This is a genomic window from Kitasatospora sp. NPDC048194 (assembly GCF_043202455.1).
In the GTDB taxonomy this organism is placed as follows: domain Bacteria; phylum Actinomycetota; class Actinomycetes; order Streptomycetales; family Streptomycetaceae; genus Kitasatospora.
Genome location: NZ_JBIDAK010000004.1, coordinates 195,450 through 217,511 on the forward strand (window position 1 = coordinate 195,450; position 22,062 = coordinate 217,511).

General features: G+C 72.2%; 19 protein-coding genes. 10 read left to right on the forward strand and 9 right to left on the reverse strand.

Going from position 1 to position 22,062, the window contains the following annotated elements:
* Window positions 1-18 precede the first annotated feature (18 nt).
* Window positions 19-924, reverse strand: a complete 906-nt coding sequence (gene prpB / locus ACGF07_RS07850) for a methylisocitrate lyase (protein WP_392896399.1) — start codon at window positions 922-924, stop codon at window positions 19-21.
* The gene (locus tag ACGF07_RS07855) at window positions 924-2,432 is read right to left on the reverse strand and encodes an MmgE/PrpD family protein (protein WP_392896401.1); all 1,509 of its coding nucleotides are present in this window, start codon (window positions 2,430-2,432) and stop codon (window positions 924-926) included. The genes prpB and ACGF07_RS07855 overlap by 1 nt, the downstream gene beginning before the upstream one ends.
* Window positions 2,433-2,967: 535 nt before the next feature.
* Here ACGF07_RS07855 and ACGF07_RS07860 point away from each other — a divergent pair.
* A complete protein-coding gene (locus ACGF07_RS07860) occupies window positions 2,968-3,723 on the forward strand; it encodes an adenosylcobinamide amidohydrolase (protein WP_392896666.1) in 756 nt (251 codons plus the stop codon).
* Window positions 3,724-3,948: 225 nt separating this feature from the next.
* On the opposite strand, the gene ACGF07_RS07865 is transcribed toward ACGF07_RS07860, so the two are convergent.
* The 3 genes from ACGF07_RS07865 to aceA form a co-directional block, all read right to left on the reverse strand.
* Window positions 3,949-4,815 (reverse strand): 3-hydroxybutyryl-CoA dehydrogenase, encoded by an 867-nt coding sequence (locus tag ACGF07_RS07865; protein ID WP_392896402.1) that lies wholly within the window; start codon window positions 4,813-4,815, stop codon window positions 3,949-3,951.
* An 11-nt stretch (window positions 4,816-4,826) separates the two neighbouring features.
* Window positions 4,827-6,440, reverse strand: a complete 1,614-nt coding sequence (gene aceB / locus ACGF07_RS07870) for a malate synthase A (RefSeq protein ID WP_392896404.1) — start codon at window positions 6,438-6,440, stop codon at window positions 4,827-4,829.
* A 107-nt stretch (window positions 6,441-6,547) separates the two neighbouring features.
* A complete protein-coding gene (aceA, locus tag ACGF07_RS07875) occupies window positions 6,548-7,840 on the reverse strand; it encodes an isocitrate lyase (RefSeq protein ID WP_392896406.1) in 1,293 nt (430 codons plus the stop codon).
* Window positions 7,841-8,185: 345 nt separating this feature from the next.
* Here aceA and ACGF07_RS07880 point away from each other — a divergent pair, with 345 nt between their 5' ends.
* Window positions 8,186-9,589, forward strand: a complete 1,404-nt coding sequence (locus ACGF07_RS07880; RefSeq protein WP_392896408.1) for a short-chain fatty acyl-CoA regulator family protein — start codon at window positions 8,186-8,188, stop codon at window positions 9,587-9,589.
* Window positions 9,590-9,737: 148 nt separating this feature from the next.
* Here ACGF07_RS07880 and ACGF07_RS07885 read toward each other — a convergent pair whose 3' ends face one another.
* Window positions 9,738-10,511, reverse strand: coding sequence for a CbtA family protein (locus ACGF07_RS07885; protein WP_392896410.1), 774 nt, complete (start codon window positions 10,509-10,511; stop codon window positions 9,738-9,740).
* A gap of 15 nt (window positions 10,512-10,526) precedes the next feature.
* A complete protein-coding gene (locus ACGF07_RS07890; protein ID WP_392896411.1) occupies window positions 10,527-10,742 on the reverse strand; it encodes a CbtB-domain containing protein in 216 nt (71 codons plus the stop codon).
* 303 nt (window positions 10,743-11,045) lie between these two features.
* Between ACGF07_RS07890 and ACGF07_RS07895 the strand changes: the two genes are divergently transcribed.
* Window positions 11,046-11,618 (forward strand): histidine phosphatase family protein, encoded by a 573-nt coding sequence (locus ACGF07_RS07895; RefSeq protein WP_392896414.1) that lies wholly within the window; start codon window positions 11,046-11,048, stop codon window positions 11,616-11,618.
* A gap of 239 nt (window positions 11,619-11,857) precedes the next feature.
* On the opposite strand, the gene ACGF07_RS07900 is transcribed toward ACGF07_RS07895, so the two are convergent.
* A complete protein-coding gene (locus ACGF07_RS07900; protein WP_392896417.1) occupies window positions 11,858-12,967 on the reverse strand; it encodes a HoxN/HupN/NixA family nickel/cobalt transporter in 1,110 nt (369 codons plus the stop codon).
* 384 nt (window positions 12,968-13,351) lie between these two features.
* Between ACGF07_RS07900 and ACGF07_RS07905 the strand changes: the two genes are divergently transcribed.
* Both ACGF07_RS07905 and ACGF07_RS07910 read left to right on the forward strand, forming a co-directional pair.
* Window positions 13,352-13,684: an ArsR/SmtB family transcription factor gene (locus ACGF07_RS07905; protein WP_392896419.1), complete on the forward strand. Its 333-nt coding sequence runs from the start codon at window positions 13,352-13,354 to the stop codon at window positions 13,682-13,684.
* Between the two features lie 661 nt (window positions 13,685-14,345).
* Window positions 14,346-15,293 carry a DUF5655 domain-containing protein gene (locus tag ACGF07_RS07910; RefSeq protein ID WP_392896420.1) on the forward strand — a complete coding sequence of 316 codons (948 nt, stop codon included), beginning with the start codon at window positions 14,346-14,348 and terminating at the stop codon, window positions 15,291-15,293.
* Between the two features lie 84 nt (window positions 15,294-15,377).
* On the opposite strand, the gene ACGF07_RS07915 is transcribed toward ACGF07_RS07910, so the two are convergent.
* Complete coding sequence (locus ACGF07_RS07915; RefSeq protein WP_392896422.1) at window positions 15,378-16,124, reverse strand: DNA-methyltransferase; 747 nt, start codon at window positions 16,122-16,124, stop codon at window positions 15,378-15,380.
* Between the two features lie 577 nt (window positions 16,125-16,701).
* Here ACGF07_RS07915 and ACGF07_RS07920 point away from each other — a divergent pair.
* The 5 genes from ACGF07_RS07920 (at window position 16,702) to ACGF07_RS07940 (ending at window position 22,040) form a co-directional block, all read left to right on the forward strand.
* Complete coding sequence (locus tag ACGF07_RS07920; protein ID WP_392896423.1) at window positions 16,702-17,883, forward strand: C40 family peptidase; 1,182 nt, start codon at window positions 16,702-16,704, stop codon at window positions 17,881-17,883.
* A gap of 81 nt (window positions 17,884-17,964) precedes the next feature.
* Entirely contained in the window at window positions 17,965-18,273 is a 309-nt protein-coding gene (locus tag ACGF07_RS07925) for a DUF6112 family protein (protein ID WP_188308008.1), read from the forward strand.
* Complete coding sequence (locus ACGF07_RS07930) at window positions 18,273-18,968, forward strand: hypothetical protein (RefSeq protein WP_392896425.1); 696 nt, start codon at window positions 18,273-18,275, stop codon at window positions 18,966-18,968. The genes ACGF07_RS07925 and ACGF07_RS07930 overlap by 1 nt, the downstream gene beginning before the upstream one ends.
* A 15-nt stretch (window positions 18,969-18,983) precedes the next feature.
* A complete protein-coding gene (locus ACGF07_RS07935) occupies window positions 18,984-20,426 on the forward strand; it encodes an ATP-binding protein (protein WP_392896427.1) in 1,443 nt (480 codons plus the stop codon).
* Between the two features lie 147 nt (window positions 20,427-20,573).
* Window positions 20,574-22,040 carry an SCO6880 family protein gene (locus ACGF07_RS07940; RefSeq protein ID WP_392896430.1) on the forward strand — a complete coding sequence of 489 codons (1,467 nt, stop codon included), beginning with the start codon at window positions 20,574-20,576 and terminating at the stop codon, window positions 22,038-22,040.
* Window positions 22,041-22,062: the final 22 nt, after the last annotated feature.

Sequence of the window (22,062 nt, forward strand, 5' to 3'; positions counted from 1 at the left end):
GCTGATGCCTCCGGGTCGTCAGTTTCCGGGCGGGAGGGTGAAGTCGAAGACGGCCGAGTCGAAGGCCGCGTAGTCCTGGTAGCCGAGGAGTTCGTACAGGCGGGAGCGGGTCTGCATCCGGGGCAGCAGGGACTCCTGGGTGCCTTCGGCGGCGATGGTGCGCAGGCCGTCCTCGACCGCGCCCATGGCCAGGCGCAGCAGGGTGACGGGGTAGAGGACGATGTCGTAGCCGAGATTCTGCAGGGTGCGGGTGTCGAGCAGCGGGCCCTTGCCGAACTCGGTCATGTTGGCGAGCAGCGGGACGTCGACGGCCTTGCGGAAGGCCTCGAACTCGGCCACCCCGGCGAGCGCTTCGGGAAAGATCGCGTCGGCTCCGGCGTCGACGTAGGCCTTGGCCCGGTCGATCGCGGCGGCGAGACCTTCAACGGCGCGGGCGTCGGTGCGGGCCATCAGCAGGAAGTCGGGGTCACGGCGGGCGTCGACGGCGGCCCGCAGGCGGCGGGTCATCTCCTCGCGGGAGACGACCGTCTTGCCGTCGAGGTGGCCGCAGCGCTTGGGGTTGACCTGGTCCTCCAGGTGCAGCCCGGCCAGGCCGGCGTCCTCCATCAGGTGCACGGTGCGGGCCGCGTTCATCGGCTCGCCGAAGCCGGTGTCCGCGTCGATCAGGATGGGCAGATCGGTGGCCCGGGTGGTCTGCTGGGCACGGGCGGCGACCTCGGTCGCGGTGGTGAGGCCGATGTCGGGCAGGCCGAGATCGGCGGCGAGCACGGCGCCGGACAGGTAGGCGGCCTCGAAGCCGAGGTCCTGGATGAGCCGCGCGGAGAGCGGGTTGAGTGCGCCGGGCATCGTCAACAGCTGCCCGGATGCCAGGCGTTCGCGCAGGGCGCGGCGGCGTTGGGCGGGGGTGGTGCGGGTGTGCAGCATCAGAACAGGCCCCTCGGCAGCGTCTCGTCGAAGGCGCGGACGGTCTCGGTGTCGACGGCCGGGAACAGGCCGTCCAGGTCGGCCGCCGTCAGGTCGGCGAGGTCCGCCGCTGCGGCCAGGAACCGGTCCTGGTCGGCGGGGGTGACGATGCCGTCGGTGAGGGTGCGGAACTTCCGCTCGTAGGCGGGCCGGTCGAAGGGGCGCGCGCCGGCCGGGTGGGCGTCGGCGACGCCGAGCTCGTCCTCGACGACCGAGCCGTCGTCCAGGGTGATCACCACCCGCCCGCCGAAGGCCCGCTGCGCCGGGTCGGGGTCGTGGTAGCGGCGGGTCCACTCCGGGGCCTCGACCGTGGTGATCTTCCGCCACAGTTCGACGGTCTCCGGGCGCCGTGCCCGCTCGGGGGCGTAGGAGCGCTCGTGGTGCCAGCCGCCGTCCTCGAGGGCGACGGCGAGGATGTAGGGGATCGAGTGGTCGAGGGTCTCCCGGCTGGCGGTGGGGTCGTACTTCTGCGGGTCGTTCGCCCCGGAGCCGATGACGTGGTGGGTGTGGTGGCTGGTGTGCAGCACCACCGAGCGCACCGATGTGAGCGGGCCGGCCTTCTCCCGCAGCCGCCGGGCCAGGTCGATGATCGCCTGGGCCTGGTACTCGGCGGAGTGTTCCTTGGTGTAGGTGTCCAGGATCGCGCGCCGCGGCTCGCCGGCTTCGGGCAGCAGCACGGTGTAGTCGGACTCCGGGCCGTCGAGCATCCAGGCGAGGAAGCCGTCCTCGCCCTCGTAGATCGGCGAGGGGGAGGTCTCGCCGCGCATCGCCCTGTCCACCGCCTCGATCGCCGCCTTGCCGGCGAAGGCAGGGGCGAACGCCTTCCAGCTGGAGATCTCGCCCTTGCGGGACTGCCTGGTCGCGGTGGTGGTGTGCACGGCCTGCTGGACGGCCTGGTACACCGTCTCCGTCGGCAGCCGCAGCAGCGCGCCGAGCCCGCAGGCGGTGGCCGCACTCAGGTGCGCCACGTGGTCGATCCGGTGGGCGTGCAGGCAGATGCCCTTCACCAGCGCGACGTGCACCTCGTACGCGGCGACGATGCCGCGCAGCAGGTCGGCGCCGGTGCGGCCGGTGTGCTGGGCGACAGCCAGCAGCGGCGGGATGTTGTCCCCGGGGTGGGAGTAGTCCGCCGCGAGGTAGGTGTCGTGGAAGTCCAGCTCGCGCACGGCCGTGCCGTTGGCCCAGGCCGCCCACTCCGGCGGGACCCGCACTCCGGTGCCGAACACCGACGCGCCGGGGGCGGCCGCCCGGTGGGCGGTGGCCTGCGCGCGGGCGACGGCCACCGGTCGGCGCAGCAGGGAAGCGACGGCCACGGAGGCGTTGTCGACGACCCGGTTGACCGCCATCACCGCGCTCTCGGGATCGAGTTCCTCGGTGCTGGCGGCGACCGAGGCGAGCTTCCAGGCGAGCTGCTCCTCGCGGGGCAGTCGGTCGGTGCTGGGGTGGACACGGACGTGGTGCTCGATCACGGGACTCCTCGTGGGCGTCGGACGGCTCCGGGCTTGTGTGATCGAGCCTGCACGCCGGACTGCCGATGATCCAGCATGCCAATCTGTGGAATCCGTACACGGCTGAGCTGTGAATCTGCGAATCCTGTGGACCCATGAGGATCCCCACGGACCCTTCGCCCGGTGAGCGCCGGGTGCTGGAGGGACGGATTTCCCGACGTTCCGAGGTGAGCGCGGAGGACAGCCTCGCGCAGGAGGCCCAGCGCCCGGGACCGGGACCCGCCACGGCGGCCGCCGCTGTACTGGCCGCCGCGCAGGGCGCTGGGCGGTCCGCGTCCACGAGGTGCAGGCCGCCGCGGACGCCGTACGGGTGGAGACGGCCGCGCGTGTCCACCAGGGTCGGTGCCCCTCGTGGAGCTGCGGATTCACGGCGTCGGCCACATCGGAACCGCAAATACTGCGAATCCCCACGGTGGTACCTTCATCATCACTGAGCGTCGCCGCCGCCCCGCGCCGGCCCGATATCCCTGCTTCCGAGGTGATCACAGCGAACGGCATGGTGCCCGAGATCCGGCGACCGTCCGTCCTCCGCTCCGCGCGGTCGGAGGACGGCTCGTGTCGTCACTTGCTGGTGTGGAAGGCCGGTCCCGGCTGGCGGATGGTCAGCAGTGCGGTGCTGGGCGGCGGTATCGGCGAACGCCGCTGGGTGCTGAACGCCCAGGTCCGGCCCGGCTACGACCGCATGGACCCGGAGCGGCACCTGGCAGGGCTGGCGGAGGCCGAAGGACTGCGGGGCCCGGGCGTCGGTCTGATGACCGCCGCGGAGGTCGACGACTGCACCTGGGGCGAGGACGGCGGTGCCGTCGCCCTGGTGACGACCGGCATCGGCGTCCCCACCTGGGCCGCCGCACCCGGTCCGCAGGTTCCCGGCCCGTACGTCCCGGGCACGATCAACATCCTGGCGGTCGTGCCCGCGCCGGTGGCGGACGCGGGTCTGGTGAACCTGCTCGCAACGGCCACCGAGGCGAAGGTGCAGGCCCTCCTGGACGCCGGGTACTCGTGCTCCGGGACACCGTCCGACGCCGTGTGCGTCGCCGTCCGCTCGCCGACCGGCGGTGAGGTGGCCGACCCCTTCGGCGGCCCGCGGTCGGTCTGGGGCGCGCGACTGGCCCGAGCGGTCCACCGGGCCGTCCTCGACGGCGCGGAACGCGATCGGGCGCGGCGGTCGAACGGGCCGGGGGTGCCGCACCCCCGTCCCCGCCCGAACTGCTTCCGGGAGGACGTCCTGGCGCCCGGGAGCGTCACCGCCTGAGTGCGTGGCTCGTCACCCTGAGCGCCGCACGGATCCCCAGCTCCACGTCAAGCTGGTGAAGTCCTTGGGATCGTGGTTCGTCGAGTACACGAGGTAGCGGAAGCCGCTCTCTTCCGGGCCGGTCACGAACGTCCGGAAGAGGGCGGCCAGGCGACGCCCCTACGCGGGCACGGCGGCGGCCCGGCCCCGTACGACAGGGCCGGGCCGTGGGCGAACCGTACTCGGTCAGGCCGCCCGGTGGACGTGGAAGCCGCGGCCGCTCTTGCGGCCGAGCAGGCCGGCCTCGACCATCCGGGAGAGCAGCGGCGGGGGCGCGTACAGGGGCTCCTTGTACTCGTCGTACATCGAGCGGGCGATGGCCTCGACGGTGTCCAGGCCGATGAGGTCGGCGAGGGCGAGCGGGCCCATGGGGTGGGCGCAGCCGTGGACCATGCCGGCGTCGATGTCCTCGGGGCTGGCATGCCCGGCCTCGGCCATCCGGATCGCGGAGAGCAGGTAGGGCACCAGCAGGGCGTTGACGACGAAGCCGGCCCGGTCGCGGGAGTGGACGACGCGCTTGCCGAGGACGTCGGTGGCGAAGGCCTCGACCCGGCGGACCACGGCGGGTTCGGTGTGCAGTGAGGTGACCAGTTCGACCAGGGGCATCACCGGTGCCGGGTTGAAGAAGTGCAGGCCCAGGACGTGGGAGGCCCGGCCGGTCGTGATGCCCAGCCGAGTGACCGGGATGGCGGAGGTGTTGGTGGCGAGGACGGCGTCCTCGGCGACCAGCACCTTGTCCAGGGTGGTGAGCACCTCGGTCTTGACCCGTTCGTCCTCGACGACGGCCTCGACGACCAGCTGGCGGTCGGCGAGGGCTTCGAGGTCGTCGGCGAACAGCAGGTGCGCCCAGGCGTCGGTGCGCTGCCGCTCGCTGATCCGGCCGCGCTCGACGGCGCGGTGCAGGGAGCGGTCGATCCTGGCCCGGGCGGCGCGCAGGGCATCCCGGCCGTGCTCGCAGACGACGGTGTCCAGCCCGGCGCGGGCGAGGACCTCGGCGATGCCGGAGCCCATCAGTCCGGCGCCGACGACGGCCACGCGGCGGATGTCGTTCATGGGGATGCCTCTCAGCTGACCGGTGCGGTGGTGCGGACGAGGTGACGGGCGTACGCGTCGGTGGTGAGGAAGGCGGGCAGGTCGGTGCCGAGGGCGGTGCCCTCCAGGATCCGAACCGCGTCGTCCAGCAGCGCCGGGTTGCACCCTTCGGTGAGCAGGGTGGCGCGTTCCCGGTCGATCAACCGGCGCACCAGGTCCGGGGTGGCGAGCGAGCCGCCGGTGAGGCGGGTGCAGTGGTGCTGCCACTGCCAGATCTGGCAGCGGGAGATCTCAGCGGTGGCGACGTCCTCCATCAGCCCGAAGACGGCGACCGCGCCGGAGCCGTTCAGCCAGGCCGTCAGGTAGCGCAGGGCGACGGCGACGTTGGCGCGCAGGCCCTGCTCGGTGGGCAGGCCGGCGGTGAGCCGCTGGACCCCGAGCAGGTCGGCGGCGGTGACCTCGACGTCCTCGCGGGTGCGGTCGAGCTGGTGGGGGCGGTCGCCGAGGACGGCGTCGAAGGCGGTGCGGCAGGTGGCCACCAGCCCGGGGTGGGCGACCCAGGAGCCGTCGAAGCCGTCGCTGGCCTCCCGCTCCTTGTCGGCGCGGACCTTGGTCAGCGCGACCTCGTTGGCGGCGGGGTCGCGTTGCGGGATCGCGGCGGCCATGCCGCCGATGGCGTGGGCGCCGCGCCGGTGGCAGGTGCGTACCAGCAGGTCGGTGTAGGCCCGCATGAACGGCTGGGTCATTGTGAGGGTGGCGCGGTCGGGCAGGACGTAGCGCGGGCCGTGGTGGGCGAAGTTCTTGATCAGGCTGAACAGGTAGTCCCAGCGGCCCGCGTTGAGGCCGGCGGCGTGTTCGCGCAGCTCGTAGAGGATCTCGTCCATCTCGAAGGCAGCGGTGATCGTCTCGATCAGGACGGTGGCGCGGATGGTGCCGTGCGGGATGCCCAACTCGACCTGGGCGAAGGTGAAGACCTCGTTCCAGAGCCGTGCCTCGTGGTGGTTCTCCAGCTTGGGGAGGTAGAAGTACGCGCCGGACCCGGCCGCGATCTGGGGCCGGCCGCAGTGGAAGAGGTAGAGGCCGAAGTCGACCAGGGCGCCGACGGCCGGGCGGCCGTCGATCAGCAGGTGGTGCTCGTCCAGGTGCCAGCCGCGGGGGCGGACCACGATGGTGGCGGGGTCGTCCCCGACGTAGTAACGCCTGCCGTCCGGGGCGGTGTCGTCGATCCGGCGGTCGATCGCGTCGAGCAGGTTGAGCTGCCCGGAGATCAGGTTGTGCCAGGTGGGGGAGGTGGCGTCCTCGAAGTCCGCGAGCCACACCTTCGCACCGGAGTTGAGGGCGTTGACGGTCATCCGGCGCTCGGGCGGGCCGGTGATCTCCACCCGGCGGTCGTGCAGGCCGGGGCCCGCTCCGGCCACCCGCCAGGACGGGTCCTCCCGGACGGCGCGGGTCTCCGGGAGGAAGTCCAGGGTGCCGCCGGCGGCCAGCTCGGCCCGGCGGCGGTCCCGTTCGGCGAGTAGCTCGGTGCGGCGCCCGGTGAACCGGTCGTGCAGGCGGGCGAGGAAGGCGAGCGCCTCGGGGGTGAGGATCTCGTCGAAGCGGTCCTCGGGTGCGCCGAGGATCTCGATGCGGCTGGGCTGGCTCATCCGGTTCTCCAGGAGGCGGTGGTGAGGCGCCCGGGACCTCGTCCCTCAACGAGGCCCCGGGCGGCGGGGAGGAGGCGGCTCGTCCCCAACGAGCCGCCCGGGGTGGCTCAGTGGAACTGCTCGGCCTCGGTGGAACCGGTGAGCGCGAGGGTCTCGGCGTTCGGGTTGAGCGCGGTGGAGACCAGGTCGAAGTAGCCGGTGCCGACCTCGCGCTGGTGCTTCACGGCGGTGTAGCCGTCCGGAACGGCCGCGAACTCGGCCTCCTGCAGGTCGACGTAGGCCGTCATGCCGTGCTCGGCGTAGCCCTTGGCGAGCTGGAACATCGAGTGGTTGAGCGCGTGGAAGCCGGCCAGCGTGATGAACTGGAAGCGGTAGCCCATGGCGCCCAACTCCCGCTGGAACTTGGCGATCTGGTCGTCGTCCAGCGCGGCCTTCCAGTTGAAGGACGGCGAGCAGTTGTAGGCCAGCATCTTGTCGGGGTACTCGGCCTTGATCGCCTCGGCGAACTCGCGGGCCTGGGCGAGGTCCGGGGTGCCGGTCTCCACCCAGATCAGGTCCGCGTAGGGCGCGAAGGCCAGGCCTCGGGAGATCACCGGCGCCATCCCGGGCTCGACCCGGTAGAAGCCCTCGGCGGTGCGCTCGCCGGTGCAGAACCGGGCGTCGCGCTCGTCGACGTCGGTGGTCAGCAGGTTGGCGGCCAGCGCGTCGGTGCGGGCGACGATCAGGGTCGGCACGTCGGCGATGTCGGCGGCCAGACGGGCGGCGTTGAGGGTGCGCACGTGCTGGGCGGTGGGCACCAGCACCTTGCCGCCGAGGTGGCCGCACTTCTTCTCGGACGCCAGCTGGTCCTCGTAGTGGATGCCCGCCGCGCCGGCCGCGATCATGCCCTTGGTCAGCTCGAAGGCGTTCAGCGGACCGCCGAACCCGGCCTCCGCGTCCGCCACGATCGGCACCAGCCAGTCCGGCCCGCCGTTGCCCTCGGCCGCATCGATCTCGTCGGCCCGCAGCAGCGCGTTGTTGATCCGGCGCACCACCTGCGGCACCGAGTTGGCCGGGTACAGGCTCTGGTCCGGATACGTCTGGCCGGCCTGGTTGGCATCGGCCGCGACCTGCCAGCCGGACAGGTAGATCGCCTCCAGGCCGGCCTTCACCATCTGCACGGCCTGGCCACCGGTCAGGGCGCCCAGCGCGTGGATGTAGTCCCGTTCGTGCAGCTGCGACCACAGCCGCTCGGCGCCGCGCCGGGCCAGGGTGTGCTCCTCGCGCACCGTGCCCGACAGGCGCACAACGTCGGCCGCCGTGTAGGTGCGCTCGATCCCTGCCCAGCGGGGGTCGGAGGCCCACCGGGCGGCCAGCTGCGCCGCCTGCTGCTCCTGCTGCTGCCGAACCGACGTGGTCATGGTCTGCTCCCGGGGATGCTCGTTGCGAAGGGTGTGAGGCACTTCACCGCTCGGGCGAGTGGGCGGCCGGACGGTGCCGGGCTGCGGTGGTGCACCGCGGGACGTGGATGCCCGGACAACCCACCGGACCGCGACCGACCTGGTGTTTCACGGTTGTCCTGCGCACCTCCCGGCCGCACCACTGACTCTGGCAGCCCGCCGGGCCGCCGTCACCGGTGGACCGATGCCAACTTCTGCGAACGATCATCAGCGAATCTGCGAAGGTTGCGACGATCCGGCCCCAGCCCCGGCGGCTAAGCTGCCCCCATCGCGCCCGCCCAGGGCGGGCGCAGTGGAGGGAGCCACATGGGGAAGGCCTTCGCCGGTGCCAGGCTGCGCCACCTGCGGGAGGAGCGCGGGCTCAGCCAGGCCGCCCTCGCCCGGCTGATCGACCTCTCGCCCAGCTACCTCAACCAGCTGGAGCACGACGCCCGGCCGCTCACCGTCCCCGTGCTGCTTCGGCTCACCGAGGCCTTCGGGGTGGAGGCCGGCTACTTCGCCCCGCCCGACAGCGCCCGGCTCACCGCCGAACTGCGCGACGCGCTCGGCGAGGAGCTCACGGCGGGCCGGGTCGGCACCGGTGATCTCGACGAACTGGCGGCCCGACTGCCCGCCGTGGCACGGCTACTGACGGACCTCGCCCGCGGCCGCCGCGACGCGGCCGAACAGCTCGCCGTCCTCGCCGGGAACCGCGGCCCCGAGACCGGCGCCCGCACCCCGCACGAACAGGTCCGCGAGTTCTTCTACAACCGCCGCAACTACCTCCACGAACTCGACACGGCCGCAGAGGAGTTGGCGGACTCCATCGAGCTGAGGCGCGGCGGCGTCAGGGAGGCGCTGACCGAACGGCTCGCCACCACGCACCGGGTCCGGATCGCCACCGGGGGCGGACACCTGCACCGGTACGACGAGCGGACCCGGACCCTGCACCTGTCGGACCGGCTGCGCCCCGGCCAGCAGGCCTTCCGGATGGCCACCCAGCTCGCCTACCTGGAACACGACGCGCTGCTGTCCCAACTCGCCGTCCAGGACAGCCCGGAAGGCTCCACGGCGTTCTCCCTCACCCGGATCGGCCTGGCGAACTACTTCGCCGCCGCCCTCGTCCTGCCGTACACCGCTTTCCATGCCCAGGCGGAGGCGGCGCGCTACGACATCGAGCACCTCGCCGACCACTTCGGCGTCGGCTACGAGACCGTCTGCCACCGCCTCAGCACCCTCCAGCGGCCCCGGCTGCGCGGGGTGCCGTTCTCCTTCATGCGCGTCGACCGCGCCGGGAACGTCTCCAAGCGCCAGTCCGCCACGGCCTTCCACTTCTCCCGCACCGGCGGCACCTGCCCGCTGTGGAACGTCTACGACGCCTTCGCCGCGCCCGGCCGGGTCCACGTCCAGGTCGCCGCCATGCCCGACGGCCGCCGCTACCTGTGGACGGCCCGCGCCGTCACCCGCTCACCCGGCGGCTGGGGCCGCCCCGGCAAGACCTTCGCCATCGGCCTCGGCTGCGAGATCCGCCACGCCGGACGGCTGGTGTACTCGGCCGGCCTCGACCTCGGCGACGAGGCTGCCGCCACCCCGATCGGCCTCGGCTGCAAGGTCTGCGAACGCCCTGCCTGCCCCCAGCGCTCCGCCCCGGCCATCGGCCGCCCGCTGGGCGTCGACGAGCACACCAGCACCTTCGTCCCGTACCCCGCGCTGCCCGATCCTGGGGACTGACGGGCGGATCAGCAGGGCGGGACGACCCAGGTCGGTCGGCAGCCCGAACGTCCGGTGCCCGTCCTTCCTCGTCTCGGGAGCGCCGGAAGGCCGGTCGGAGCGACAGGAGATCGCTCCGACCGGCCTTCCGGGGCCGTACTGCGTTTGTTCAGTGCGCGGACGCGGCCGTCTCGGGGGTGGTCTCCCGGGTGGCGGCGGCCGCAGTGGCCGGCTTCGGGTTGAGGAGGCGCTCGGCGAGGTGGCCGAACAGCAGCCCGAAGGACGTCCAGAGGGTGAGTTGGATGGCGAGCGCCGCGAGGCGGAACTGCCAAAGCAGGGTGGCCGAGAAGTCCTCAGGCACCTCGTTGATGGCGGGCAGGAAGGCGTAGGCGAGGCCGACGGCCACCGCGAAGCCGAGGACGGCCACCACGGTCGCGTACCAGTTGCCCAGGCGCGGCGCGAGGCGCTTGCCGACGATCACCGCGGCGACCGCCAGCAGCACGCTGAGCGCCATCATCAGGAAGTACAGGGTGGTGCGCTTGCCGATGGTCTCCGGGTCGCCCACCGACGGCGGGTTGGCCGGGTACTTGAGGAACGGCACGACGTAGACCGCGACCAGCGCGACGCCGGACAGCAGGGCCGCCGTGGCGCGCGGGGAGAAGCGGCCGATGCGGCCGAGGGCGAAGCAGTAGGCGAGCGCGGCGATGCCGCCGAGCGAGACGCCGTAGACGAGCACGCCGGTGGCCAGGCCCGCAGTGGACTGCAGGGAGCGGCTGACGATCTCCATCTCGGGCGCGCCCGCGGCGTGGGCGTCCTCGTAGGCGATCGCGGCGTCCACCCGGGGTTCACCGAGCAGGTAGGCCACGATCAGGGCGAGCATGCCGGCGCCGAGGCCGGCGAGCATGCCGCGGACGAGCAGGGATCTGACGTTCACGGAGTTCACGAGTCCGTTCCCCGCTCAGTGGCAGGGGAAGCCGAGCAGGTGGCGACCGTCGTGCACCCACTCGTGCACGTCCTCGCCGGAGATGAGGGAGGTGGCGCCCTGCTCGGCGCCGACGAAGTAGATGAGGGCCATCAGCAGGATGCCGAAGAACACCGCCCAGGGCAGGATCGCCTTGACGGAGATGGGGGTGAGCGCCGGAGTCGTGGCGGCAGGGGCAATGGGGTGAGCCATGGCCGACCTCCTTCTGGGAGCACGCGTCCCGTTCGATGGAGCACGGACGACGGAGGCGGGTCTGACTCACCGGCCCAGGACATCGCGTCAGAAGGACGGTTTCACAGTGGCGCGACCGTGCCGGGTTCTCACCGGGCTTCCGCGCACCGTCGTCTTCAGTTGTCGCAGGGACGGTACCGTGCTCCGAACGTCCGGCCAAGGGGCTTGACAGGGGGCTCACAGGCGCGCGGGCGGCGCGTCCGACGCCGCGAGCACCGGTACGCATACGCGCGAAGGCCCAGTTCAGGGCAGCAAGGAGGACGAATGACCGTACGCGTGATCTTCATCGCACCATCGGTCGGAGCCGAACTGCGGGAGGCGAGATTCGGCGACGACGCCCCGCCGGAGGAGGCCGGCCTGGCCGCTGCCCGCGCGGCGGCCGGGGCGCTGCCCCCGGCGGCCCGTTCCTTCACCTCGCCCTCGGCGCGCTGCCGACTGACCGCCGAGGCGCTCGAACTCGCCGCCGAACCGGCCGAGGCCCTCTCGGACCTCGACGTCGGAGCCTGGCGCGGGCGCAGGCTCGACGAGGTCGCGACACAGGAGCCGCAGGCGGTGTCCCGCTGGTTGACGGACCCGGAAGCGGCACCGCACGGCGGTGAGTCGGTCACCACCCTGCGCGCACGGGTGGGCGGCTGGCTGAACGGGCTGGCCTCCGACGCCGGCCGTGTTTTGGTGGTGGCCGAGCCTGCGGTCGTCCGGGCGGCCGTGGTGCACGCCCTCGACCTGCCACCCGCAGCGTTCTGGCGCCTCGACGTCCGGCCGCTGTCGGCGACCGAGCTGTCAGGGCGCTCCGGTCGCTGGAACCTGATCTGCGGGACTGCTCTGACGTCGTCCTGAGCATGCGGGCGGGTTCGCGGTGATCTGCTGCCGTTGCCCCAGCACGATGAACTCGGACAAGCGGGGCCCAGTCCCGGACGAACGGGGCGTCGAGCGCGTCGGCGATCTGCCGGCCGTACGCGCCGGCGTTCTGGACTGGTGCGGCGCCGACGGTGTGTCCTCGGGCCGCCATCGCGCGCGTACGCCCCCTGTGCCGCTGCCTACACGTCAGGCACAGGGGGCGTAGACTTCATGGTGGGTCAGCCGGTCTTCTCGACGCGGGCGGCCCAGCGCTGTTCGACGTTGCTGAAGCGCCAGTAGCCGAGCGCGCAGGCCCAGACGACGACGAACATGCCGACCAGGATGTAGCCGACGTTGTCGAGGCTGATGTCGGCGATCCAGCCGGTCACCGGGTCGGTGAGGTCCAGCTTCTCGTGGAGGACGCCGACGAGTTCGATGGTGCCGATGACGAAGGCGACGGCGATGGACAGGCCGGTGATGGTGAGGTTGTAGTAGACCTTGCGGACCGGGTTGGAGAACGCCCAGTGGTAGGCGAAGTTCATGAAGGTGCCGTCGAGGGTGTCGAAGAGGCTCATGCCGCAGGCGAAGAGCAGCGGCAGGCAGATGATCGCGTACCAGGGCAGGCCGGAGGCGGCGCCGGAGCCGGCCATGACCATCAGGGCGACCTCGGTGGCGGTGTCGAAGCCGAGGCCGAACAGCACGCCGACCGGGTACATCTGGCCGGGGCGGCGGATGGACTTGGTGAGGCGGCCGAGGATGCGGTTCATGAATCCGCGCTCGTCGAGGTGCTTCTCCAGCCGCTTCTCGTCGAACTGGCCAGCGCGCATGTCCTTGTAGACCTTGTAGATGCCGGACAGGGCGACCAGGTTGAGCGCCGCGATGAGGTAGAGGAAGGTGCCGGAGACGCTGGTACCGATGACCCCGAGCCACTGGTGCGTGGTGGACTCGTCGTCGACCAGGGTGCCGGCGATCTGGGCGCCGCCGGCGACCAGGGCGGCCATCGCCATGACGATGCTGGAGTGGCCGAGCGCGAACCAGAAGCCGACCGAGACCGGCCGCTGGCCGTCCGCCATCAGCTTGCGGGTGGTGTTGTCGATGGCGGCGATGTGGTCGGCGTCGAAAGCGTGCCGCATGCCGAGCGTGTAAGCGGTGACGCCGAGACCGACGCCGAACGTCTGCGTGCCGATGGTGTAGTGGTTCGGGGCGATCAGCAGGAACAGCATGCCGAAGGCGACCACGTGCATGGCGACGATGACGGCCATGAGCGCGGCGGTGCGGACGGTGTCCTGCCGCTGCCAGCGCGGCGGCAACGGCAAGGCGGATGACGGGGTTTCGTCGGTGAGGGTCATGACGGCAGGCCTCTCCAGCTCCTCGATGGGGGCGCCCCCGGGGGACTCGGGGGTCGTGCGCGCCGTGGCCGGTCTCCTGGCTCCGGGTGGACCGCCCTGCCCGCGTCCGGGCAGGGCGGAGCGCACCCCCGGCTCGTCTTCCCGCCCGCCCTGCGGCGCCGGTGACTGCCCGCGACGGTGCGGGCACGTCGGGGGACTTCCCGATCACAGTGGCGAGGGCCGCGCCGGATTGAGCCCCTGAGGGGCTGTCACCGGACTTCCCGTGCACCACGGCGGGGAACACCGTAGGGGCGCGACTGCCCTCTCGACAAGCCTGCGCAGCTGCGCATATGTTGCAATAACGCAAAGTGATGACGAGGGCATGGCGGGTGAAGGAGGCTGCACGTGCCGGGGGCGATTGACGCCGGCGCCGTCGAGGCGGCTGCCGCAGCAGTGGCGGACCGGGAGCAACTGCGGCAAGCGGCCGTGAAGTTCGCGCTTCTCGCAGACCCCGGTCGGCTGGCCGTGCTGGTTGCCGTGCGCGCGGCGGACGCGATCCCGGTCTCCGACCTGGCGCTCGCGTGCGGCATGAATCCGCCGGCTGTCTCCCAGGTCTTGCGCCTGTTGCGCGCCTCGGGCGTCGTCCGCGCGACCCGCGAGGGTCGGATAGTCCGTTACACGCTTTGTGACGCGGCGGTGGTGCGTCTGCTCGACGACGCGGTGCGGGCACGCGGATGATCGGTCGAGCGGCGAACGCGGCGAGGCCGTCGGTCCCAACGGGGGCGCCGGGAAGCGACCGGCCCTGAACCCGACCCGGGTGGGTGGCACAATGGCGCCCACTCGGTCGCTATGCCCACCACCGGGCGGCGCAGGCACCGGTGTCCCAGCGGTCGGCCGGCCGAGCAGGGCTGGCGGCGCGCGCCAGCCTCTACTCGTCGGTGGAACCATGGCTTGCCTGTGCCATGCCGCGGGTGAGCCGTCGATATCCGGCTGACGGCGGACCTCTACCACCACGTGCCGTGGGAGCGGCTTTCTCTCGGACTTGAGCGGCCAACGCCGGCGGGCAGGCTGGCTCTCCCCACCCAGATCACCACCGCCCAGGCCAAAGTACGGATCCAGCGTTGGTTGCCGTGTCCGCCAAAGCAGCGGAACCGCGCTCGGGACTTCCATACGGTCAACGCCTGTGAACGAGCGGCGCCCCCGGGCCCTCCGGCTGCCCCTTCGAATCCGGGCTTCTCCGCCAGCTCGGCAGACATCCCCCGCTCGTGAGCGGCTCTGCCTGGTCGGCGCGGCCGCCCCCGCCGTACCGACCACGATCAAGCAGCCACATCCGAACCGGAATAGATCCATCCCATTCCTCGATTTGTCTCTGGGTACGGTCGTGCAAAAGGGGGCGTGTGTGGCAGATCTGAAAGTGTTCCGGCGGGGGGCCGATGGCCGGGATGTCGAGCTGCGGGGTTCGACGGTGGAGCGAGAGCGGGAGCTACAGGGGCGGGTCGAGGGGGCGCTGGAGGCGATGCTGGGGGTGCGGTTCCTGGCGTCGGAGTATTCGACGGGTCCGTGGCACCAGGGGCGGATCGACACGCTGGGGCTGGACGAGGACGGCGTGCCGGTGGTCATCGAGTTCAAGCGCGGGCGCGATGCCGGGGTGATCACCCAGGCTGGGTCCTACCTGGTCTGGCTGCTGGCACGCCGGCACGAGTTCGAGGCGCTGGTACGCAGACGGCTGGGCGCCGAGGTGGCGGAGTCGGTCCAGTGGCAGCGGCCTCGGGTAATCTGCATCGCGGGCGACTTCTCGCGCCATGACCGGGCGGCGGCGTCGCTCTACCAGCGGGATCACCGCGTCGACCTGGTGCGCTACCGAGCCTTCGGGCCGGACCTGCTGACGCTGCAGCTGGTCGAGACCGTTCCGGGCTTCTCCGCCTCGCGTGCCGCGTCGGTGCCGGCCAGTGCGGCCGGCAAGGCGGGTGACGAGCCGGAGGTGGTCGCCGTTCCGGCGGGGTCCTCGCAGGTGGAGGTGCCGGAGCGCCTGCGGGAGCTGTACGGCGAGCTGGACGATGCGCTGACCGCGGCGGGCGAGCTGGAGGTGGTGGTGCTCAAGCACTACATCGCCTACAAGCGGCTGCTGAACGTGGCGTCGGTGGTCTTCCGGCCGTCCGCGTCGCACCGGGCGCTGCTGGTGTACCTGCGGCTGGACCCGGACGCGGTGGAGCTGGAGGAGGGCTTCACCCGCGACGTGCGCGGCATCGGGCACCTGGGGACGGGTGATCTGGAGGTACGGATCGCCTCGTCGGCGGACGTGGAGAAGGCGGTGCCGCTGATCCGGCGGGCAGTCGAGGAGTCCTGACGGGGTAGGGAAGGGTGGCTGGAGCTGGTGCTCCAGCCACCCTTTCGCGTCTGCGGCCCCTTGGCCAGGTGACGGTTCTCACGCTCACGCCTCCGGGCCTGCGAGGACGAGGTCGTCCTGGGTCAGCTCGGCGCGCAGCCGCTGTTCGGCGACGTCGGCGTAGTGCGGGCTGAGCTCGGCACCGACGAAGCGCCGGCCTTCGCGTAGGGCGGCGACGCCGGTAGAGCCGCTGCCGGTGAAGGGGTCGAGGACGACGCCGTTCTCGGGGCAGATCCGGACGAGCTGCTGCATGATCTCCAGCGGCTTCTGGGTGATGTGGACGCGGTCCTTGCGGGGCTGGCTGGCGATGAAGTGGCCGGGCAGGTAGAGGTTGCGGCTGTTGTCGAGGGTGCCCTTGACGCCCCAGGTGATGAACTCCGCGGACTGCTTGAAGCCGCCCTTGCGCGGACGGCTGGCGGGCTCGATCCAGGGGATGGTGCCCTGCCACGTCCAGCCCGCCATCTGCAGTGCGTCGCTCGTCGTCGGTTCCTGCCTCCAGTCGGAGAACACCATGGCGACCGCGTGCTCGGTGCTTGCCCGGTACGCCTCGGTGAGCAGTTCGGTGAGCCAGGCCCGGTAGGAGCGCTGGTCGCGGTTCTCGCCGGGGAAGGTCTTCAGGTCGTGGTTGCTGCCGCTGGTGACGTACTTGGCGCGGGCGTCGCGGCTGGTGCGCTCGGAGCTGGTACGCCCGCCGCTGTTGTACGGCGGGTCGGTGATGACCGCGTTGACGGACTCGTCAGGGAGGGCCTTCAGCATGGTGAGGGCGTCGCCTCGGTGCAGCGTGTAGGTCACGGGTTTTCCTTCGGGGCGTGGTTGGGCCCGCTCCGGGCGGCGCCCGGCGGCAGCCGCCGGGAGCGGGGATGTCGGGCAAGGTAGCCGCGATCGACGGCCGTACCTAATGAGCGGCGACGAGGGAGCCGGGCCCGGCCGGGGGTCGTTTGGTGCGGCCGACTTTCGCGTCTACTGTCTCGCCATGCCAACCGGGCAGCAGGCCAAACTGGCCTGGTCCGGGGCGTGTTGATCCGTGCTGCCCCGTGCAGGCGGAACCACGTGCGAACCGGCATCCCCCTTTCCCCTGAGTCCCGAGGAGCGCCGTCGTGTTCCGGCTGAGATTACGAGCGCGGCTGGCTGCCGCGCGTGACCCGAGACCGGCGTCCGGGAGCTACCAACTCCCCTGACCCGAGCCCGCCCTGAACGAGGGCAGTTTCACCACCGGCGCGGTGCCGGCGACTTCTTCGCACGAGAGGCCGGCACCGCGCACTCCTACGAACCCGCAAGGAGTCGCTGCGATGCAGCATGCCCTGGCACACCCGTGCCCTCATCCGCCTCCGCTGCCCGTCCAGCCGCTGCCCGGTGACCGGGAGCCGTCGTGAAGAAGACGGTCGGCGCGCTCGTCGGCGTCGTCGCCTGCGGTCCGCTGGTTCTGGCCCTGCCCGTCGCAATCGTCGGCGCGGGCAACGCCTCGGCCGCCGCGTCCAGCTCCTGCCCTCCCGGCGGAAATTCACAGGGTGTGGATTCCTCGGCGGTGGCGGCGCAGGTCGAGGCGATCCTCAAGGGCTCCAGCCCGCTGTCGGCTCCGGCCGTGGCCGGGCTGAGCAAGCCGTTCGAGCAGATCCCCAACGCGAAGACGATCCAGGCCACCGGTGTCGCCATGCACATCCCGGTGCGCGGGCAGGTCGTCGCCCTGGCAACGGCCTTGCAGGAGAGCGAACTTCGCAACGTCAACGGCGGCGACCGGGACTCGCTGGGCCTGTTCCAGCAGCGGCCGAGCCAGGGATGGGGCACGCCGGAGCAGATCATGCAGCCGGTGTACGCCTCGACGCGCTTCTACGAGGCGCTGCAGAAGGTCAACGGCTGGGAGTCGATGACCGTCACCCAGGCCGCTCAGGCGGTACAGCGCTCCGGCTTCCCCGACGCCTACGCCAAGTGGCAGCCCTTGGCGGAAGCGCTCCAGAAGGCCCTCGCGCCGCTGCTCGCCCCCGCCGCCGGTACCTCGCCTACAGCGAACCCGACGCCGTCACCGACGCCAACGGCGCGCGCGAGCGCCAGCCCGACCGCAGGTGGCGGCTGCAGGACGCCCACGGCGGGCGGTGACGGCAGCGACTTCGGCACGATCCCCGCGGGCTCGCTGCCCAACGGGTACACGATCCCGGCCGACGCACCACAGCCGGTGCAGACCGCGATCCGGTGGGCGCTCGGCCAGTTGGGCACCGCCTACCAGTGGGGCGGCACCTGCGCGAATTCGCACGGTGCGGACCCGATGGGCAGGTGTGACTGCTCCTCGCTGATGCAGATGGCTTACCGCTCGGCCGGCGTCTCGCTGGAGCGGACCACGTACGACCAGGTCAAGCAGGGCAGCGCCGCCTCGGCGGACTCGCTCAAGCCGGGCGACCTGCTGTTCACCCGGGGCACCGCCGCCGTGCCGGAGCACGTCGGGATGTTCATCGGCAGCGGGCTGATCGTGCACGCGCCGAAGACCGGTGACGTGGTCAAGATCTCGACCCTGGCCTCGTGGCGGCCGGAGATCCTCGCGGTCCGCCGGGTCGTCTGACCCGCGCCCTCGCCTCCCCTCTCCCTTCTCCCCCTTTCTTCGGGCTGCCTTCGCGCGCCCTGAATTGCTCTGGAGCTTCCCTTGTATCTCGCGGACGCAGTCGTACAGCTCGCCTACGACCCCGGCATCGCCCCCGCCGAGGGTGGTCTGCCCGGCCTCTCGGTCCTCAAGCAGGTGATGGGCAGCCTGAATCTCTTCGGGATCGTCGCGGTCGTCGGAGCCCTCGCGGTCAGCGCCGGGGTGTGGGCCTGGGGTCACCACTCCGGCGGCCACCAGGCCGAGGCCAACGGCAAGAAGGGCGTCCTCGTCAGCGCGGGCGCCGCCCTGCTACTGGGCGCCGCAAACGGGGTCGTCAGCTTCTTCTCCGGACTCGGCGGCCAGATCAAGTGATGCAGAAACGTTCCCTCAACCCCCCGGCCCGTTCTGGGGACTTCGGCGGCGCGGTGGTGCGCCGCCGGGCGCTGCTGGGCTCGATCGTCCTGATGCTGCTCATCACCTGCGCCGGCCTTCTCGCCTACCTCACCCGGGACGGCCGTGACGCCGCCAACCCGGCTTCCACGAATGCGAGTTCGCCCGCAGCCCCCGGCCCGGTGGCCTCGGCAACGCCGGGCGGACATCCGAAGGCGCTGGCGGGTCCGCCCTCGACGCACGATCCGATCGCGTTCGCGAAGGCGGCGGCGGTGGCGCTGTGGTCCTACGACACCCGCTCGTCCTCACAGCCTGAGCTGGTGGCCTCCCTCCACCGGTGGCTGACCAGCGAGGGGCAGTATGTCGACGCCGACTCGATCGACCGTCTGGCGCCCTCCCCGGTGCTGTGGGGTCGGATGGCCGACTCCGGGCAGTTCGCCACCGCGACCGCGGACGAGGCGCACTTCCCGGACAGGTTCACCAAGGCGCTGCAGGCCGATCCGGGGGCGATCACGCAGGCGTACGTCTACGCCGTGACCGTCTCCGGGAAGCAGTCGATCGCCTGGAACGGCTCCCCGGCCGGTGGTGCCGAGGACCGTTCGGCCACCCTCGCCGTGCAGTGTCGTCCTGACCGCCCGTGTGCCCTGGCCGGTGTGCTGCCGGCCGTGGCACCCTGACCTGGGGAGTTGCTCGTGGATATCTGCAACCTCCCCATGGTCGCCCAGGTCTGCAACGTGGTCGACGGCATCAACTTCGTCAGCGACCCGGGCAAGTCGATCACCGATGGCATCGGCGCGTGGATCGCCAAGAGCATGGGCGAGCTGGCGGCCAGCGCCGTCGACCTGTGCGCGAAGGCGGTCGACGAGACCACGGCCATCGACCTGTCGGCGCCGTGGTTCCGGGACAACTACCAGTTGATCCTGCCGATCGGGCTGATCCTGACCGTGGGCACGTTCTGCGCCCAGCTGGTGCTTGCCGCCTGGCGGCGGGACGAGCGGGCGCTGGCCAAGGCCGGCTGGGGCACGATGACCGGTGTCCTGTTCGCCTTCGGCGCGATCAGCTTCACGGCAGTGGCCGTGACCGTGGTCGACGCGTTGTCGGCCGGGCTGTTCCAAGCCGCGCACACCAGCGTCGCCGACGCGGTCAGGCGCATGATCAAGATCAGCCAGTTCGGCCCCATGTTCGCCCTCGGCTGGGCGATCCCCGCCCTGGTCGCGGTCGGCAGCGCGATCGGCGCGTTCCTCTACTGGTGCGTGATGGTCGCCCGCAAGGTCGGCGTGCTGATCCTCGTGGTGCTCGCCACTTTCGCCGGGGCCGGCGGCGGCTGGGAGGTCGCCCAGCGATGGCGTCGCGGCTGGATCGAAGCCACCGCCACCCTGATCGTCTCCAAGCTGCTGATGACGGTGGTCTTCCTCGTCGGCGTCTCCGCCCTCGGCAAGACGGACGCCAAGGACGGCCTGGCCGCCCTGTCCGACGCCATGGCCGGTGTCGTGATCATGGTCATGGTGCTGCTGTGCCCGTACGCCGTCTACAAGTTCGTCCACTGGGCGACGGACGGCAGCGGCCACGACGACACGCACCGCACCGGCATGGCCGGCATAGCGGTCGCGGCCGGGGCGGCGAAGACCGCCGGTTCCCTGGCCATGCAGATGGGCACCGGCGTCCCGGCGCCGCAGGGCCCGGCCCAGGTCCCGGGCATGGGCGGTGGCGGTGGCGGTGCCGCCTCCGGCATCGACCCGACCGGCCGGATCAGCAAGGAGGGGATCGACGCCGGCCCCGCGCAGCAGCCGACGAAGTTCCGCTTCGGCGAGGACGGGAACGCCGGCGGTGACCGTGGACGTGCCCTGGTCACCCGGCCCGGCATCCCGGCCCTGGTCACCCGGGCGTCCCCTGGCGGCGGCGGTGACCAGTCGGCATCCGGCGGCGGCCAGGACGGCGTCGAGGCCCAGCCCTCCGCACCGTCCGTGCCGGGCGTGTCGACGACCCCGGCCGCGCCCGCACCCTCGGCGCCCGGCCCGGCCCCCGCGGGCCCCGGCATCCCGGCACCGGCGGCTGCGGGACCGGCCCCGGGCGGAGCACCAGCTCCGGAACCGTCCCGGTTCGTCTACCCCGGTCCCACCCAGCCCGGTTCCTGACCGGCATCCCCCATGCCCTGGGGCGAGCGGCAGCCCGCCGCCCGCCCCAGGGCCCCGACCACGAGCGAAGGGAGCATCCGCGATGACGTCCAGAAGAGTGCCGCGCCCCCGCCCGCCGCCCGCACGCTCACCCTGTCTGGAACACCGATGTCCTCCTCGACACCCGACGCCCCCGCGTCCGTCAAGTTCCCCCACCGCAGCCGCCGAGGCGTGCTGCTCGGCCTGAGCGCCCCGCAGCTGACCACCTGCGCCGCCACCGGCCTGCTGCTGCTCGCCGTGCTCATCACCCGGGGCGTCACCGGCGCCCTGCAGCTCATACCCCTGTGGGCGGGAGTCGCCGCCCTGGTGTTCATCCGCTACCGGGGCCGCACCCTCGCCGACTGGGCGCCCGTCGCCGCCCGCTATGGCCTTCGGCGCCTGCGCGGCCAGCTCATCTGGCTCGCCCGCCCCTCCTCCCGCCCGGTGCGCGAGGGCCTGCTCCACCTGCCCGGCAGCGCAGCCAGCCTGCGCGTGGTCACCGCCCCCGATGGCCGCTACGGCGCCGTCCACGACCCCCACGCCGGCACCCTCACCGCGATCGTCAAGGTCTCCTCCCGCGCCTACGCCCTCCTGGACCCCGGCACCCAGAACGCCAACGTCAGCGGGTGGGGACGTTCCCTGGCGGCGCTCGCCCGCACAGGCCAGGTCGCCCGCATCCAGGTCATCGAGCGCACCGTCCCGGACACCGGTGACGCGCTTCGCCGGTACTGGGAGGAGCACGGCCGCCCCGACGCGCCGCTGGCCGGTGAGCTGTACGGGGAGCTGATCCGCGGCGCCGGTCCGGCCGCCGCCCCGCACGAGTGCTACGTCGCCATCGCTCTGGACTTCAAGGGCGCGCGGCGGCTGATCAGCCAGGCTGGAGGCGGCCTGACCGGCGCCTTCGCGGTCCTGGCCCAGCTCACCTCCGCGTTCGAGCAGTCCGCGCGCACCGCCGGTCTCACCCCGGCCGGCTGGCTGTCCGCGGGCGAGGTCGCCGCCGTCGCCCGCACCGCCTACGACCCGAAGTCCCGTGCGGCGCTGGACCGCTGGTCGAAGGACGGGCGTCCGTCCGCCGACCCGGGCGGCGCCGGTCCGGTGGTCGTGGTGGAGAAGGCCGACCACATCTCCACCGACTCCGCCCACCACTCCACGTACTGGGTGGAGAACTGGCCCAGGACACAGGTCAACCCGGGCTTCCTGCACCAGGTCATGTTCGCCTCCGGCGTGCGCCGCACCGTCTCCCTGGCCTACGAGCCCCAGGACCTCGACTCGGCGCTGCGCGACGTGCGCCGCAAGAAGGCCAGCGTGATCGCCGACTCGGCCGAGCGCGCCCGCAAGGGCCAGGTCTCCAGCGAGGCCGACTCCGTGGAGTACCAGGACATTCAGGACCGCGAGCGGCAGCTGATCGCCGGCCACGCCGACGTCGCCCTCACCGGCCTGCTGACCGTCAGCGCGGACACCGAGGACGAACTGCGCTCCGCCTGCGCCGTGGTGGAGACCGCCGCCGTCGGCGCCCAGCTCGACCTGCGCCCGCTCACCTGGCAGCAGGCCGAGGCGTTCACCGCCTCCGCGCTGCCGTTCGCCCTCGCCGCCTGATGCCGGCCCTCCCGCCTTCCGA